The organism is Nocardia inohanensis NBRC 100128, assembly GCF_001612945.1.
GTDB lineage: Bacteria > Actinomycetota > Actinomycetes > Mycobacteriales > Mycobacteriaceae > Nocardia > Nocardia inohanensis.
Window position 1 is genome coordinate 45,091 of record NZ_BDBK01000015.1, and the last position, 15,343, is coordinate 60,433.

Genomic DNA, 15,343 nt, shown 5'->3' on the forward strand with positions numbered 1-15,343 from the left:
AAACCGGCCGGGTCCGTCCAACTGGTCGGAGTCTTCGGGCCATTCGGCGCCCGCTCGATCGGAGCCGTCGAAACGGTCGGAGTCGCCGGGCCCGCCGGGTCGCCCGGGTCGGCCCGGTTGCCCCGGACCTTCCCCTCGGCCGGATGAGCGCGGCCCGCCGTACTCGCTCACCGTGTCTCCTGTCGTTTCAACTCCCGTTTCCGCGCGCGCCGGTAACGGTTGACCCTGCGGCGTGTTCCCGGGTCGAACCCTTCGTCGGCCGGATCGGACTCGCCGCGGAAGCGGTGCCAGAGCCGGCGGCCCGCCAGCAGGAGCAGCAGTACGAAGGCGCTCGCGGTAATTATCGCCAACACTTGACCGTAGGCGTTGGACCGCACCGATACCGAAACCTGATTGCCGAGCGGCACCCCGTCGGGTGTGCTGAGGGCAATGGGAATCACCAGGTTTCGGCTGTCGGAGACCTCGGTCGGGATCTGGAACGAGCGGGTTCCCTTGGCGGGCAGCACCTGTTCGCCGATATCGGTGATGTTGGTCTCGGCGGGGGCGTCGATGCGGAACTCGACCCGGATCGCGACCGGCAGATCATTGCGCGCCACCAATAGCAGCGGGCTCTGTTCGGAGGCCAGCGTGTACACCCCGCCGGGCGGCAGCACCGTCACCGAGCCGAAGAGTTTGTCCAGCGTCCGCCCGGTCTGATCCAGCCGCCGCTGCGCGGTGGTGTCGGCCTGCGCGCTCGATGCCCGCCGATCCGAGAGCGTCAGCACCCGGATCAGGTCGTCGCGCAGCGGATTCAGGAACGCGCGCGGGCTCAGCTCCTGCTGCGGCACGTCGACCAGCGCGTTCATCATCTCGGTAATGCGTTGCGCCTGCTGCCGTACCGGTTCGGTGAAGTGCGCGGGCACCGCCTCACCGGCGGCTTGGCTCAGGTAGTCGAGTTCGTAGGGCTGCGGATCCGGGGCCTGCGCCACCAGATCGGTGAGCGCCCGCGGCACCGCGAGATTGCTGCGGAACAGCAATTGCAGCTGCCCCAGCAGCGCCGTCGCCTCGTCCCGGTTGGCGCCCCACTGCTGCGGCGGCATGAGCAGCGCCGAACGCGGCCGTCCCGGTTGCGGATTCAGCGCCGACCAGGTGATCGCCCCGAGCGCGTCTTGCAGGCGCGCCGCCCGGGAATCGTTGGTGAGGTCGTAGCGCACCTTCTCCGGCGTGAACGGCGGCGTGGGCGGATGCGAGCCGACGGCCGCGAGCGCGGTGGCCGACCAGATATCGAAGGTGGCGGCCTTCAGCTCCGGCGTGCCGGGCGTGGTGTCGCCGATTCCGGTCAGCCGCACCATATCCGGGCTCGCCGGTTCCGGCAGCGGGGCGGCGGGGGCGCCGGGCGTCTTCGCGGCGCTCACCAGATTGCTGCGCCCCTCGCCGGTGGTCACCGCATTGTCGGCGAGCACGGCGGTCCCGTATCCGTGGTGCGCGAAGAGCGCCGCGGCCTCGTTGTCGATGCTGCCCGCGTCCGGCACCGCCACGCCGCGCACCGATTTCACCGACAGCAGCGAATCCACCAGTTCGGCGGGCGAATTCAGCGCCCGGTCGGCGAGCGTGATGTCCCCGGTCGCGGCCAGCGCGCTCGGATCCACCTGCGCGAACGGCAGCGCCACCACGCACATGCCGGAGGCCAGCGTGCGCAATCGATCCAGCCAGGTCTTGGCGGCGTGCGAGCCGGTACCCGACCGGGTCGCCCCCTCCGGATCGGAGGGGCTGGCCAGCACCAGATAGCCGTCGATCATGGACGAAACCGTGAGCAGCAGATCCGGATCGATGGCCAGGCACAAGGCGCTGTTCAGTACTTTGTCCCGCTGCCCCTCGGTCTTGAGCGAGGTCTCCAGCGCCGACACCAGCTGATCGAGCCGTCCGCCGGAGGCGAGCGAACCGGCCAGATCGTCGTCGGTGAGCATCGCCTTCCCGTCCGGCGAGCCGGGCATCCCCGCGACCAGGCGCGGCCGATCGGCCAGCGGCCACAGCATGGTGGTGGCGACCGGCGCGTCGGCGGGCGGGGTAACCGGCGGCGCGGCAGGGGTTTTGGCGTCGGCCACGGCCGGCACGCCGAGCACCGGCAGCAGGAACCGCGCGTCGTCCAGGCGGGCTTGTCCGCCGTACGCGGGTTCGCCGTTCACATTGAGCAGCAGCGGATAGATGCCCGGCGCGGTGATGTCCAAAGCCGAGACGCCGCCGGGCAGTTCGGCGCCGGCCTGGAGAGCGACGGTGAGGCTGAACTGTTTCCGCTGGCCGGGCGTCAATCGTTCGGCCACGTCCTGGAATTCGCCGGCGACGTCATAGTTGATCTGATCGAGCCGCAGCGTGGAGCGCAGCCCGCTGGGACCGCTGACGGCGGCGGCCCGCTGAATCCGGACCGCCACATCGTCCACGGGCCGGTCACCGATATTGGTGATGGTCCCCGACACCACGAAGTACGGGTCACTGGTGGCGGTGATGGCATTGGGCGTCACCGAATCCAGTGACAGCTTCAGGAATTTCGGCGCATTGGAGGTGCCGGAACCATTGCTGCCGCTGGGTTGCGCGCTCGCGGGCAAGGCGCCGGTCAGCACCGTCAGCAATACCGCGATCAGCGACAGCACCCAGCGATGCAGCTTCCGCTGCGTTCTCTTCGGTGTAACCGCCGCGGTGTCTCGCCCAGCACGCTCGGACCCCGCACGCGTCATTGTCTGCCGTTCTCCATCCGGTCGATCAGCCGGTTGGCGACCTCGGCCAGCCTGCGCTCGTCGGCGTAGGCGAGCCGGGAATCGAGTTCGCTCAACGGAACCCAGGCCACCTTGGTGACTTCCACATCGGCGTCGGACAACTCCCCGCCGAGTGAACGCATCAGATAATGGTGCACCGTCTTGTGTACCCGCCGGCCTTCGGTCACGAACCAGTAGTCGATGCTGCCCAGTTCGGCGACGACCGTGCCGTGGATCCCGGTCTCCTCCTGGACCTCACGGATGGCGGTCTGCTCGGCGGTCTCACCCTCTTCTATATGCCCCTTCGGCAGCGACCACAGCAGCCGGCCGCGCCGATCGGTGCGCCCGATGAGGGCGGCACAGCGTTTCTCGCTGGGCCCGTCCAGACCATCGACGACGAGCCCGCCCGCGGAGGTTTCGCGGACCGTGCGCATGCGTGGTTTCGGGGCACCGGCGGGTTTCGCCGCACTACCGGCCGAACCGCGGCGCCGGGGCTGGCGGCGGCGATTGTTCGCGCGATCGGCCGGGGACACTGCGCCAGTCTAGCGGGGAGAGCGGACGCTCCCGCTCATCCTCCGCACCGGCCGCCGCAAAGGATTTGCCCGCTGCACTAAGCTGCGTATTCGTGGTTTCGCCGAAGTCCGAGGAAGCAAGCGTGGATCGCCGTACCCGATTGCTCGCCGCGGCGGCGATAACTCTGGGTCGGCTCTCCGACGTGTTGACGCCGTTGGGTGAGCTTTTCGCCCAGCACGGCCATCAGCTGTATCTGGTGGGTGGCAGCGTGCGCGACGCGGTGCTCGGCCGGCTCGGCACCGATCTCGATTTCACCACAGATGCCCGGCCCGAGGTCGTGCAGGAGTTGATGCGCGGCTGGGCCGACAATCTGTGGGACACCGGCGGGCTCGCCTTCGGCACGGTCAGTGCCTCGAAGGACGGTCAGCAGCTGGAGATCACCACGTTCCGCGCCGACAGCTACGACCGCGTCTCGCGCAATCCCGAGGTGACCTTCGGCGACACCCTCGAAGGCGATCTGGTCCGGCGCGACTTCCGGGTCAATGCCATGGCCGTGCGCATCGGTGAACTCGGCGAACTCGAATTCGTGGATCCGCTGGGCGGTGTCGAGGATCTGCTCGAAGGCGTGCTGGATACGCCCGCGGCGCCGGAGGATTCCTTCCAGGACGATCCGCTGCGCATGTTGCGTGCCGCGCGGTTCGTCTCGCAGCTGGGTTTCACCCTCGCGCCGCGGGTGCGGGCGGCGATCGTGGCCATGGCTCCGGAGATCGACCGGATCACCGCGGAGCGCATTCACACCGAGCTCGACAAGCTGATCGGCGGCGACTACCCGACCGACGGCATCGACATCATGGTGGAGACCGGCCTGGCCGAGCAGGTGCTGCCCGAGGTCCCGGCCATGATGCTGGAGATCGACGAACACCATCAGCACAAGGACGTGTACCAGCATTCGCTGACCGTGCTGCGCCAGGCCATCGACCAGGAAGAGGGCGATCCGGATCTGGTGCTGCGCTGGGCGGCGCTGCTGCACGACATCGGCAAGCCGCCGACCAAGCGGAACGAGCCCGGCGGCGGGGTCAGCTTCCACCATCACGAGGTGGTGGGCGCGAAGATGGTGCGAAAGCGCATGCGCGCCTTGAAGTATCCGAAGCAGTTCACCGAGGATGTGGCGCGGCTGGTGTACCTGCACCTGCGGTTCCACGGCTACGGCAAGGGGCAGTGGACGGATTCGGCGGTGCGGCGCTACGTGACCGATGGCGGTGAGCTGCTGCCCCGTCTGCACAAGCTGGTGCGCGCGGATTGCACGACTCGCAACAAACGCCGTGCCGCGCTGCTGCGTTCGACCTATGACGACCTCGAGGTGCGCATCGAGCGGCTCAAGGAGCAGGAGGATCTGGAACGCGTCCGCCCCGAGCTGGACGGCAACGCCATCATGGAACTGCTCGGCCTGCAACCGGGTCCGGATGTCGGCAAGGCGTGGCGTTTCCTGAAGGAACTGCGCCTGGACCGCGGCCCGATGGAGCGCGAAGAAGCCGAGGCCGAACTTTTGAAGTGGTGGAACGGGCAACTCTCGTAGCGCTGAGGGGGGTTTCGCCCCTCGGCTAGAAGACGATGAGCGTGGTTCCGGCGACGATGGCCGACCGGATCTGCGCCAGATCGAACGAGGCCGCCAATCCCGGTAGGTCGGCGGCGAATTCGATCAGGTCGCCCTTGCGCTGGGCGCGGAGGATGCGGGCCTGATTCGGCAACTGTGTCAACGCGATCGGCTTCAACATCGTCAATCGCCTGGGCGCCCGTACTTTCCGCCAGTGCGCACTGTGCACCTTGATGACGAGCGTATTGTCCACGATCTCGGCCTCGGCCAGCGCCCGGAACTTGCGATGCCGGTGCTTGGCCAGTACGAGACCGTTCTCGGCCGGCTCCAGTTCCCAGTCCGGCTGCCAGGTATTGATCCACTTCAGCAGCGCCGCAACGGATATCACGCCGCTCACATCCAGCTGCTGACTGCGCAGCTTGGTCGGCACCCCCGGAATCAAACGCACCCCGTGCGCGATCACGGTGAGCTCCTGGATCGGATGCTCGTTCCAGAACAGTTCGGTGAGTACGGTTTTGGACTGGAAGTGCGCCCCGCGTCTTCGTACCTTCAAAGTGTGCAGGGTGGCGCGTAGTTCGTGTCCCAGGAAGGTCGCGTTGACCTCCTGCCCGCCGAACTGGCTGAGTATCCCCTCCGACAGCAGTGTCATGAGCACGTCGGGCATGAGCGCGGTGACGGTGCCGACCCCGAAATCCGCCACCGGATCCAGCCACGCGGAGGTGAAGCTGGTCCACTGGTCGACCCAGGTCTGGTCGAACAGGCGCTTACCCAAGTCCATCCCCAGATCCACCGCACGCAGTGGAGACCAGGACTTCGGATCGAAATACGTGGCCATGATTGGTTCGAGCGTAGCGGTCGGCGGTGACAGCGGCCGGGATCGCCCTGCGATCCACGTCACAGCGGCCGCGGCCCGTCCGCGACGGTCGGGGTACCGCGACCTCCGTCCCGGGCCGGTCTGCCCCGTCCGGACCATGTGTGTTGTCGCGGCCCGCGTACGCGACCACAATCGAACCTGCGACCGGCCTACCGAGGGAGAACATATGCCCGTGGATCTGAACAGCGACCTGGGCGAGGGTTTCGGCGTGTACCGGATGGGCGATGACGCGGCCATGCTGGAGGTGGTCACCAGCGCCAATATCGCCTGCGGTTTCCATGCCGGCGACCCGTCGATCATGCGGCGCACCTGCGGGCTGGCTGTCGAGCGGGGTGTACGCATCGGCGCCCATGTCGGCTACCGCGACCTGGCCGGGTTCGGCCGGCGTGCCATCGCGGTGGATCCGGCGGAACTCCGCGACGAAACGCTGTATCAGATCGGCAGCCTGGATGCCTTCGCCCGCGCCGCCGGTGACCGCGTCCGCTATGTGAAACCGCATGGCGCGCTGTATCACGCGGCCGCCGCCGACCGCGCCCTCGCCGATGCCGTGGTGGCGGCGCTCCGCGAATTCGATTCCGCCCTCGCGCTATTGGGTCCGGCGGGCACCGAGATGGAAGCCGCCGCCATCGCGGCCGGAACCCCTTTCATCGGTGAGGGTTTCGCCGACCGCGCCTACACCCCCGACGGCCTGCTCGCCCCGCGCGGACTTCCCGGTTCGGTCCTCACCGCGGACGATGCGGTGGCCCAGGCGCTTTCGATCGCTCGCACCGGCAAAGCCGTCACCCTCGACGGCGGTACCGTGGCCGTGCACGCCGCCAGCATCTGTGTGCACGGCGACTCCCCCGCCGCCGTCGAGATGGCCCGGCGCATCCGCGCGGCCCTGGACGAGTCCGGCCTGCCCGTCGAGTCCTTCACCCGGTGAGCTGACAGCCGATGACTGGGGCGGAGGGCGTGCTACCGACCGGGGAGATCCGGTCGGCGGGTGATCGTGCGCTGCTGGTGATTCCGCCGTCGCGTGATCTGGTGGTGGAGCTGGTGGCCGGATTGCGGCAGCGGCCGGATGGCGTGCTGGATGTGCTGCCCGCGGCCGAAACCGTACTGGTCACACTGGTTTCGGCGGCTGCGGCCGAATCGGTGCGACGGCAGCTGGAGGTATTGCTGGCCCGTTCGGCCGCGCGGTCGCGAGTGCCCGCCGGTGCGTTCGGTCCCCGCAGTTCGGACCGGTCCGAACGGATCGAGCCCACGGTGGGCGGCAACGGTTTCCGTTCGGAACCGGTGGTGATCCCGGTGCGCTACGACGGCGCGGATCTGGATGCCGTGGCCGAGCTGCTCGGGGTGCCGCCGGCGGAGGTCATCGCCCAGCACACCGGGACGATATGGCGTTGCGCCTTTGTGGGTTTCGCACCCGGGTTCGGCTATCTGGAATCCCCGGACGGCCGGTTGACGGTGCCGCGCCGCAAACAGTCCCGCACCGCGATCCCGGCGGGCGCGGTGGCCCTGGCGGGCGGGTATTCGGCGGTCTATCCGCGCCGCAGTCCGGGCGGCTGGCAGTTGATCGGCACCACCGAATCGCCCATGTGGCAGGTGGATCGGGATCCGCCCGCGCTGGTGCGCGCGGGTACCCGGGTGCGATTCGTGATCGCGGAGGCGGCCCGATGACGGCGATTCGAGTGGAGCGGGTCGGACCGCTGGCCACCGTGCAGGATCTGGGCCGTCCCGGCTGGTTCGATTCCGGTGTCGGGCGATCCGGTGCGGCCGATCGCTCCGCGTTGCGGCTGGCCAATCGACTGGTCGGGAACCCGGAGGGCGCGGCCGGTATCGAGGTGCTGCTGGGCGGTCTGGAACTGCTGGCCGAACGCCATCTCACCGTCGCGGTCACGGGCGCGGCGGTGCCCATCACCCTGGACGGCCGCGCCATGGGCATGGCGAGCGTGCTGGAACTGGAGGAGGGGCAACGCCTTCGGCTCGGCTGGGCCACCGCCGGATTGCGCAGCTACCTCGCGGTGCGCGGTGGCCTGGACATCCCCCCGGTGCTGGGTTCCCGCAGCCGCGACACGCTGTCGGGCATCGGCCCCGACCCGCTGCGTGCGGGCGATGTCCTCCCGATCGGCGCTCCCCCGCGCAGCCATCCCATCGTGGATGTGGCCCCGGTCCCGCCGCCCCCGGACGGCGAACTCGTGGTGCGTGCCATCCCCGGACCGCGCGACGACTGGTTCACCGATGCCGCAGCGCTTTTCGCGGGCGAATGGCTGATCTCCTCCGATACCGATCGGATCGGCGCTCGCCTGGACCGGCGGTCGGGCCCCGCGCTGGAGCGTCGCGTTCGCGGCGAATTACCCACCGAGGGAATGGCTCTGGGCTCGATCCAGGTGCCGCCGAGCGGACAGCCGGTGATCTTCCTGGCCGATCACCCGATCACCGGCGGCTACCCGGTGATCGCGGTGGTGGTCGATGCCGATGTGGATGCGGTGGCGCAGGCGCGACCGGGGCAGGCCCTGCGTTTCCGCCGCGCGTCGTGATCGGTTGTCTCACTTCAGCGCTACGTGCACGAGGTACACGTTGTAGCTGTTCCACGCCGACATGGTCAGGTACAGGTCCTTGCTCGTCGACCACGGGTGGATGAATCCGCCGTAGGCCGAGGGGTAGTCGTCGGTGTCGATCAGCGGCACCGGTTCACTCCACGCTCCCTGCGGTTCCGCCGCGGTGCGCAGCACGATCTGATGCCGGTTCACGTCCAGGTACGTCATCTGCCACTCCCCCGACGCCGCGTCGTACCTGATCGACACCTCCCCGACCGGACCGGAAACCAAAGGGCTGACCAGCATTTCGGTGGGCCCGTCGGCCGAGACCCAGGTGTTCCCGATCCAGTACTGGTAGGCGGATTTGTTGAGCACCTGTTCGCTTCGTACCCGCCCGAGCCCGAGCGTCCCGTACCGGCCGTTCGGCGTACCGAACAGATAGACGTAATCGCCGTGCGGCACCATGGCCGAGACCTGGAACCGCGCCAGCCCGAGCAGGTTGTCCCATTGCGCCCATTGGGATTTGGTCCAGGTCCGGCCGTTGTCGTCGGACCAGGCCAGCCCGCCGCGATTGGTCACCCAGGCGCCGGGCCGGCTGCTCCAGGCGTTGACCGACATATAGGTCAGGTATTGCCGCGAGCCGAGGGTGAACCCGGAGGTGGGAATGGTGGTGACCTCGAAGTTCTCGATCTTGCGGCTGTCCAGGATCTCGGCCGCGTGACAGCGCGAATCCTGGACGAAGGTATCGAGCGTCAGGCCGTCGGCCAGATTCCGGTCGGTGCTGTAGGCGAGGGTGTTGCTGCGCCAATCCTGTTCGCCGGTGCCCGCGCCGGGCGGTTCCCAGCCCTTGCCGAAGGTGTCGCCGAAGACCAACGCGACCTGGCCCGGACCGGTCTCGTAGATCAGTCCGAGATCGGTGCCATCCACCGACCAGCGCATATCGGTGCGGTTGGCGGAACCGTGCCCGGTGAGCTGCTCGACCAGCTCCACCGATTCGACCTCCGGCACCGGCCCGGGTGCGGCGGCCGGGCCGGCTTCCCAGGGCTGCGGCTCCACGGCGGGTCCCGGCTGCGGTTCGGGTGGGTCGCCGCCCGGGTACGGGATGGGAACGGTCTCGGTGCGCGGCGTGATCTCGATATCGGGGAAGAGTCCCGGCGGGGTGGCCGGGGCCGCGGTGGTGGTGGTGGCGGGTTCGGCCGGTTCGCCCGGATTCGCCTCCGGCGCGGTAGTTTCCGGCGTCGTGGTGGCCGGCGCGGGTTTGGGACTGTCCCGGATATCCGGGCACGGATTGTCGCAGGGATTCGCCGGCAGCGGCGCCGGATCGATCCGCGTACCGTCCGGTCGCGGACCCGGCACCGGTACCGGCAGGAAGCTGGGCGCGGGCACCGTGATGCGAACGGTCGGATCCGGTTGCGCGGGTGCGGGTTCGGGGGCCGGTTCCGGTGACTCACGCAGCAGTGGGTCGAATCCTGTTTCCCCGCAACTGTTCACCGGCGGCGGCGCCCACGGATGCGGCGCACCGCGCGCGGCGACCGGCAACATTCCCGCGCCCACGGCAAGAGCGCCCGAGAGGGCCAGTGCGACAGGGATTCCGAGGCGCGGCGGGTGACCGGGCGTCCGGAATCTCATGCGTGGTGGAGCCTCCTCGGGCGGGCTGAGTCTCCACCGTAACCGGTTCCGCGCGACACGCCCGGACGTTCACCCGGCTGTCGACCGGATGTGATCGAGCCGAGACCGGCTACCGTCCGGCATGCCGCCGCGAATTCACCGCGATGGCGGCGATCCCGCACCCGTAGACGCCCGCCGCCACCAGCACCAGCGCCGGTGAGCGCCCGTCGGCCGGAATCCACAGCGCCGTCCCGGCCAGCGCCAGCACGTAGGTGATGTTGAAAACGGTGTCTTGCAAGGCGAACACCTGCCCGCGATGCGCATCGTCGATATCGATCTGCATGGCCGCGTCCCCGGTCAGCTTGATGGTCTGCCCGCACAGCCCGAGCAGGAACGCCGCCGCCAGCAGCATCAGCTCCGCGCGCCGCTCCCCCGCGCCGGTGGCAATGGTGATCGGCGTGACCAGCGCCAACTGCACCACGATGGCGGTCACCAGCCCCGCCACCACGGTCCGCGAGCGGCCCAGCCGGGGAATCAGCAGCGGCGCGACCGCGGCCGCCACCAGCATGCCCGCCCCGGTCGAGGTGATGGCGGCACTGAATTTCGCCAGGTTCTTCCCCACCCCGGCCTCGGTGCCACGCCGCAGCACCAACACCATCAACAGCGTGTCGGCCCCGAACACCATGCGGTGCGCCCCGATTCCGAGCATTGCCGTGGTGACCTCGCGGGACCGCCACGCCGCCGTCGCCCCCGACCGCAGCCCGGCCGCGAGCGCCCGCAGCGTGCCGGTATCGCCGGGCGGATAAGCAGGTGGGGTATTCACGGTGACGGGTGCCCGCTCGGGTCCCAGTGCCCCGGGCGAGAACCCGCGGGCCGCGAGCGCGCCGATCACCGACCCGGTGGCGCTCACCCCGACCGCGAGCGCCGAGCCGAGATCCCCCGCTCCGGCCGCGCCGATGATGCCGAATCCGACGCCCGCGCCCAGCACCGCACACCCGGACGCCACGGTGGCGAGGACGGAGTTCATCGGCACCAGCCACCGCTGTGCCAGTACGCGGGGCAGCGCGGCGGATACGCCCGCTCCCACGAACCGGCTCACCCCGATCACGGCGAGTGCGAACACCAGCAGCAGCCGATTGCCCATGCCGGCGAGCAGTCCGGCCGCGGTGATCGCGATGAGCAAGGCGCGCAGGATATTCGCGACCAGCAGCACCAGCCGCCGATCCCAGCGGTCGAGCATGGCGCCCGCGTACGGCCCGATGATCGAGTAGGGCAGCAGCAGGGCCGCGAACCCGCCCGCGATGGCGAGCGGATCGGTCTCCCGCTCCGGATTGAACAGGATCGCCCCCGACAGCGCGGCCTGGAACATGCCGTCGCCGCACTGGCCCGCCAGCCGGATGACGCTCAGCCGCAGCGTGCCCGGACTCTCCCGGATCGCGGCGCGTGCGGTCGCGAGCGCGGCACGGCGGCCTGACGGACGGGTCGGTTCGGATCCGGCGGTGTGGTCGGTAGCGGGTGTGCTCACCTGGCGGGGTGCGTGGTGACGAGGGCGAACACGGCCGCGCGCATATCCTCGGCCATGGGGAGGTTGTCGAGTCCGTCGGCATCGACCCATTGGAATTGGTCGTGTTCGCTCGGATCGAGGATGATCTCCCCGCCCAGCGCCTCCACCACGAAGCTGTATTTCCGCACCCGGGATTTGGTCCGGGTGGCGTAGTCGAACCCGCCCAGCACATCGGTGATCCGGGTGACCCGCAGCCCGGTTTCTTCGAAGAGTTCGCGTTCCACACATTCGGCGAAACTCTCCCCGGATTCCACTCCGCCACCGGGCAGTTCGTACATCCCGCCGTGCCAATCATCGGCGACACGCCGTACGACCAGGAGTTTCCCATTACGGAATACCGCCACTCCGACTACGAAGTGGACGATCCCCTCACCCTCGGCCTGCTGCCGGAGTTCGCGTTCGATGCCCGCGAGTACTTCGGGTCGCATCCCCCTGCTCTCCCTCCGGTTTCACTTGCGGCACATCATGATACGGTCGCCGACCGAATACCGCTGACAAGGCACTCACAAGGGCGGATGGTCGCCGCGTATTTGCCTGCTCGCTACGCCGATATCGAAGTGCCTGGTCGGCGGCGTGCAGGACGGTGCTGCTCTCACGATAGAATTTACCGGGAATTCAGCTGAAGGCGCGGATTGTGCCCCTACCCTGGATTCTGATCGGTGCTCGCCGGTGAGAGGAGTACGGCGGTGTCCACCCTCACGACACCACACATCGATGTCCATCGCGCGGGCGATCGTATGAAAACGCGTGTGGCATGGCTGGATTCGAAGCATTCGTTCTCCTTCGGGGAACACTACGATCCCGACAACACCCATCACGGCCTCTTACTCGTCAACAACGAGGACATTGTGCTGCCCGGCGAGGGATTCGAAACCCATCCGCATCGGGATATGGAGATCGTCACCTGGGTGCTGAGCGGCAGCCTGGTGCATCAGGATTCGCTCGGGCACAGCGGTGTCATCTATCCGGGCCTGGCGCAGCGGATGAGCGCGGGCGCGGGCATTCTGCATTCGGAGAAGAACGATTCCTGGCGGATCAGCACGGCCCCCGCGCACGAGGAGCCGGTGCATTTCGTGCAGATGTGGGTGGTGCCGGACGAACCCGGCCTGACGCCCGGCTATCAGCAGCTGGAGATCGACGACGAGCTGGCCGGGGGCGGGCTGGTGACGGTGGCCTCGGGGCTGCCGCGCTATCGCGACCGGACCGCCATCGCCATCAACAGCAGTCATTCCGCGCTGCATGTGGCCCGCCTGGCGGGACCCGCCGAACCGGCCGAGGTTCGACTACCCGAAGCGCCCTACCTGCATCTTTTCGTGGCGCGCGGGGAGGTCGACATGGAGGGTGTCGGCCCGCTGTACGAGGGGGACGCGGTGCGGATGGTGCGCAGCGGCGGGCAGCGGGTGACCGCGAATATCCCGTCCGAAATCCTGGTGTGGGAAATGCACGCTCGCCTCGGCGGGCAATAGCATCTGGGCATGGCACAGTACCCACCTCCCGGACAGTACGGCCAGGAACCACCACCGCCCCCGGGCGGTTACCCGCCGCCGGGCGGCAGCCCCTACTGGCAGGAACCGCCGAAGAGCAAGGGACTCGCGATCACCGCGCTGGTCCTGGGCATTCTGGGCATTCTCAGCTTCTGGACCGTCATCTTCACCATCCTCGGCATCATCTTCGGCCTGCTGGCCTTGATCTTCGGTTTGATCGCGCTGTCGAAGGTGCGCGCCGGGACCGCGGACGGCAAGGGGATGGCCATCGGCGGTCTGGTGATGGGCGCCATCAGCCTGATCGGCGGCATCATCGTCGGCATTCTGGTGTGGTTCGTGTTCTCCGAGACCGGGACCACCGACTACATCAGTTGCATCAATGACGCCAAGGGCAATCAGTCCAAGATCGACCAGTGCGAGCGGGATTTCCAGCAGCGGGTCGAGGATCGGTTCAGCATCACCTTCACGCCGGTGCCGACGTAAGGGGGCCTGGGGCTTGGCCCCCAGACCCAATACTCAGTTGGGAACTGAATCAGCTTGCCGCCGGGCGGCATTCGCGGGTTGCGGCCAGCACCTCCGCGAGTTCCGGACGAAAGTCCCCGTCCGGCGGGTAAATCCAGGTTCGATAGGCGGCGTGCTCGTCTGTCGGTGAGGGCAGGACGATTTGGCTACCGGGCAGCGCCACCGCGGCGCAGTCCCGGAACAGGTCCGAGAACAAGGCGCTGTCGAGATACGAATCGTCGGTCGGACCGGTCAGGAACGTCCATCGCCCCGAGCGCGGGTGGGCGATGACCGGTCCGCACCGGTGCTGCGCCAGCAACCGGTCGCGCACACGCTTGCCGAGGTCAGCGGGCATGGTCACGGCGCCGACCGCCCCGACTTCCAACATGATTCGACCGAGCACCGAATCCACCACCCCGTACAGACCGTTTTCCTTGCGGTAACTGCGGCACCGCGCCAGCGCTTCCTGCGTGGCGGAGTACGAAGACGGGTCCAGCGCGCTCATGGCGAACCTCCTGCTAATGACCCTAAGGCTCCGCAATCGGTATGACAATAGTCACACGCCGGTGGATTTCGGGAGTAGAGTCCCTTGCTATGGGTCAACCCAACTCCCGGGGGCTCGCAGGGGCTTCGCCCCCGAACCCCCAGCAGCGCAGGGCCGTCGGGGTCTCGCCGACCGTCGCCCGCTGGGAATTGGTGCTGCGCCTGCGGGAGCTGCGTGAACAACGCGGCTTCGATTCGGCCACGTTCGCCAAGCGGGCCGGCTTCACTCCGGCCAACTGGTCGCATGTGGAGAAGGGGCGGCGGGTGCTCACCGCCAACACCATCGGGCCGGTGCTGGAGTTGCTCGAGGTGGATGGTGAGGAGCGCGAGGAGCTGCTCGAATTGCTCACCGCCAGTAAGGAACGCGGCTGGTGGGCGAAGTCCTCGGCCTTGATCGGCGCGGAGTTGCAGCGCTACTACGGCATGGAGTTCGGCGCCGAGGCCATTCGCAGTTACGACAGTCTGGTGGTCCCCGGCCTGCTTCAGACCGAGGAGTACGCGCGAGCGCTGATCAGCGCCGATGTCATGATCCGGCCGGTGCAGGTCGAGCAATTGGTGGCGGTGCGCATGCGCCGTCAGGAACGCCTGCGCGCGGCGCACGATCGGGTGGAGCTGACCGCCGTGGTCGGCGAGGCCACCCTGCTGCAACAGATCGGCGGCCCCAAAGTTTTGCGCCGGCAACTCGAGCACCTGGCCGAGCTGCTGGCGGAACTGGATTCGGTTTCGGTGCGGGTGATTCCGTTCAGCGCCTCGCACGGGGCGATTCTGGGCGGCTCGAGTTTCCACCTGCTCGATTTCGCATCGGAAAACCTGCCGACTTTCGGCTGGGTGGAGAGCGCTGTTTTCGGCGGCGCCGTGGATGATCCGGACCAGGTGCGCGATTTGAGTTTCGCATTCGTGCGCGCGCTCGACCAATCACTGGGCCGGACAGAGTCTTTGGAGATGATCAAACATTATTCGCAAGGGTAGGAGACGCGTGTCCGACGGTAAACTACCGCCCATGCTCAACACCGCGAACTATCAGCCGGAATCCACCGGCTGGTTCACATCGACCCGCACCAATAATGGAAATCAGTGTGTCGAGGTACGTTTCGACGGTGCCGTGGTGCTCATTCGCGACAGCAAGTTCCGGCGCGATCCGGAACGCCGTCTCGAAACAGAGCCCGTTATCACCGTCACGGCACCCGAATGGATGTCCTTCCTCGGCGTAGTGCTCGGCTGCGGCACGGACCCGGTCGACCTGACCGCCCGCCTCCGCCCCGACGGGCACACCGAACTGCGCCACGGTGAGATCACCCTGGTCTACACCCCTGGAGAATGGGACGCCTTTCTGGCCGGCGCGCAAGATGGCGAATTCAATCGGGTGCCTGTCCGCCTCTCCGGGACTTCAGCGCACAGCTGAGAGCCGTCGACC

Annotated in this window: 15 protein-coding genes; 8 read left to right on the plus strand and 7 right to left on the minus strand. The window is 68.1% G+C overall.

What is annotated here, in order from left to right; translation table 11 throughout:
- Positions 1-167: 167 nt before the first annotated feature.
- Entirely contained in the window at positions 168-2,711 is a 2,544-nt protein-coding gene (locus tag NI1_RS27235) for a DUF6049 family protein (protein WP_245663425.1), read from the minus strand.
- The gene (locus NI1_RS27240) at positions 2,708-3,262 is read right to left on the minus strand and encodes an NUDIX hydrolase (RefSeq protein ID WP_067826128.1); all 555 of its coding nucleotides are present in this window, start codon (positions 3,260-3,262) and stop codon (positions 2,708-2,710) included. Before NI1_RS27240 ends, NI1_RS27235 begins: the two co-directional genes overlap by 4 nt.
- A gap of 122 nt (positions 3,263-3,384) precedes the next feature.
- On the opposite strand from NI1_RS27240, the gene NI1_RS27245 reads away from it, so the two are divergent.
- Positions 3,385-4,818 (plus strand): CCA tRNA nucleotidyltransferase, encoded by a 1,434-nt coding sequence (locus NI1_RS27245; RefSeq protein ID WP_157535367.1) that lies wholly within the window; start codon positions 3,385-3,387, stop codon positions 4,816-4,818.
- Between the two features lie 25 nt (positions 4,819-4,843).
- Here the strand turns inward: NI1_RS27245 and NI1_RS27250 are convergent, their stop codons facing one another.
- Complete coding sequence (locus NI1_RS27250) at positions 4,844-5,671, minus strand: hypothetical protein (protein WP_067826132.1); 828 nt, start codon at positions 5,669-5,671, stop codon at positions 4,844-4,846.
- A gap of 205 nt (positions 5,672-5,876) precedes the next feature.
- Here NI1_RS27250 and NI1_RS27255 point away from each other — a divergent pair, with 205 nt between their 5' ends.
- The 3 genes from NI1_RS27255 to NI1_RS27265 are packed head-to-tail and all read left to right on the plus strand — an operon-like array spanning position 5,877 to position 8,229.
- Entirely contained in the window at positions 5,877-6,632 is a 756-nt protein-coding gene (locus tag NI1_RS27255) for a LamB/YcsF family protein (RefSeq protein ID WP_067826134.1), read from the plus strand.
- Between the two features lie 11 nt (positions 6,633-6,643).
- Entirely contained in the window at positions 6,644-7,369 is a 726-nt protein-coding gene (locus NI1_RS27260) for a 5-oxoprolinase subunit B family protein (RefSeq protein ID WP_067826136.1), read from the plus strand.
- Positions 7,366-8,229: a 5-oxoprolinase subunit C family protein gene (locus NI1_RS27265; RefSeq protein ID WP_067826138.1), complete on the plus strand. Its 864-nt coding sequence runs from the start codon at positions 7,366-7,368 to the stop codon at positions 8,227-8,229. Before NI1_RS27260 ends, NI1_RS27265 begins: the two co-directional genes overlap by 4 nt.
- A 9-nt stretch (positions 8,230-8,238) precedes the next feature.
- Here the strand turns inward: NI1_RS27265 and NI1_RS27270 are convergent, their stop codons facing one another.
- From NI1_RS27270 to NI1_RS27280, 3 genes are all read right to left on the minus strand, one after another.
- Complete coding sequence (locus NI1_RS27270; RefSeq protein ID WP_067826140.1) at positions 8,239-9,858, minus strand: DUF4185 domain-containing protein; 1,620 nt, start codon at positions 9,856-9,858, stop codon at positions 8,239-8,241.
- 109 nt (positions 9,859-9,967) lie between these two features.
- Positions 9,968-11,362, minus strand: a complete 1,395-nt coding sequence (locus NI1_RS27275; protein ID WP_439957304.1) for an MFS transporter — start codon at positions 11,360-11,362, stop codon at positions 9,968-9,970.
- Positions 11,359-11,829 carry an NUDIX hydrolase gene (locus tag NI1_RS27280; RefSeq protein WP_067826142.1) on the minus strand — a complete coding sequence of 157 codons (471 nt, stop codon included), beginning with the start codon at positions 11,827-11,829 and terminating at the stop codon, positions 11,359-11,361. The genes NI1_RS27275 and NI1_RS27280 overlap by 4 nt, the downstream gene beginning before the upstream one ends.
- A gap of 258 nt (positions 11,830-12,087) precedes the next feature.
- On the opposite strand from NI1_RS27280, the gene NI1_RS27285 reads away from it, so the two are divergent.
- Positions 12,088-12,867: a pirin family protein gene (locus NI1_RS27285; RefSeq protein WP_157535369.1), complete on the plus strand. Its 780-nt coding sequence runs from the start codon at positions 12,088-12,090 to the stop codon at positions 12,865-12,867.
- A 9-nt stretch (positions 12,868-12,876) separates the two neighbouring features.
- The gene (locus tag NI1_RS27290) at positions 12,877-13,368 is read left to right on the plus strand and encodes a DUF4190 domain-containing protein (RefSeq protein ID WP_067826144.1); all 492 of its coding nucleotides are present in this window, start codon (positions 12,877-12,879) and stop codon (positions 13,366-13,368) included.
- 49 nt (positions 13,369-13,417) lie between these two features.
- Here the strand turns inward: NI1_RS27290 and NI1_RS27295 are convergent, their stop codons facing one another.
- Positions 13,418-13,891 carry a hypothetical protein gene (locus NI1_RS27295; RefSeq protein ID WP_067826146.1) on the minus strand — a complete coding sequence of 158 codons (474 nt, stop codon included), beginning with the start codon at positions 13,889-13,891 and terminating at the stop codon, positions 13,418-13,420.
- Between the two features lie 89 nt (positions 13,892-13,980).
- Here NI1_RS27295 and NI1_RS27300 point away from each other — a divergent pair, with 89 nt between their 5' ends.
- Entirely contained in the window at positions 13,981-14,898 is a 918-nt protein-coding gene (locus NI1_RS27300; RefSeq protein WP_084523788.1) for a Scr1 family TA system antitoxin-like transcriptional regulator, read from the plus strand.
- 31 nt (positions 14,899-14,929) lie between these two features.
- Positions 14,930-15,331: a DUF397 domain-containing protein gene (locus NI1_RS27305; RefSeq protein ID WP_067826403.1), complete on the plus strand. Its 402-nt coding sequence runs from the start codon at positions 14,930-14,932 to the stop codon at positions 15,329-15,331.
- The last annotated feature ends 12 nt before the right edge of the window (positions 15,332-15,343 follow it).

Bases quoted from the DNA above. Each gene is read 5' to 3' on its own strand.
- NI1_RS27235 (WP_245663425.1), bottom strand. From the start codon at position 2,711: ATGACGCGTGCGGGGTCCGAGCGTGCTGGGCGAGACACCGCGGCGGTT.
- NI1_RS27250 (WP_067826132.1), bottom strand. From the start codon at position 5,671: ATGGCCACGTATTTCGATCCGAAGTCCTGGTCTCCACTGCGTGCGGTG.
- NI1_RS27255 (WP_067826134.1), top strand. From the start codon at position 5,877: ATGCCCGTGGATCTGAACAGCGACCTGGGCGAGGGTTTCGGCGTGTAC.
- NI1_RS27260 (WP_067826136.1), top strand. From the start codon at position 6,644: ATGACTGGGGCGGAGGGCGTGCTACCGACCGGGGAGATCCGGTCGGCG.
- NI1_RS27265 (WP_067826138.1), top strand. From the start codon at position 7,366: ATGACGGCGATTCGAGTGGAGCGGGTCGGACCGCTGGCCACCGTGCAG.
- NI1_RS27270 (WP_067826140.1), bottom strand. From the start codon at position 9,858: ATGAGATTCCGGACGCCCGGTCACCCGCCGCGCCTCGGAATCCCTGTC.
- NI1_RS27280 (WP_067826142.1), bottom strand. From the start codon at position 11,829: ATGCGACCCGAAGTACTCGCGGGCATCGAACGCGAACTCCGGCAGCAG.
- NI1_RS27290 (WP_067826144.1), top strand. From the start codon at position 12,877: ATGGCACAGTACCCACCTCCCGGACAGTACGGCCAGGAACCACCACCG.
- NI1_RS27295 (WP_067826146.1), bottom strand. From the start codon at position 13,891: ATGAGCGCGCTGGACCCGTCTTCGTACTCCGCCACGCAGGAAGCGCTG.
- NI1_RS27300 (WP_084523788.1), top strand. From the start codon at position 13,981: ATGGGTCAACCCAACTCCCGGGGGCTCGCAGGGGCTTCGCCCCCGAAC.
- NI1_RS27305 (WP_067826403.1), top strand. From the start codon at position 14,930: ATGCTCAACACCGCGAACTATCAGCCGGAATCCACCGGCTGGTTCACA.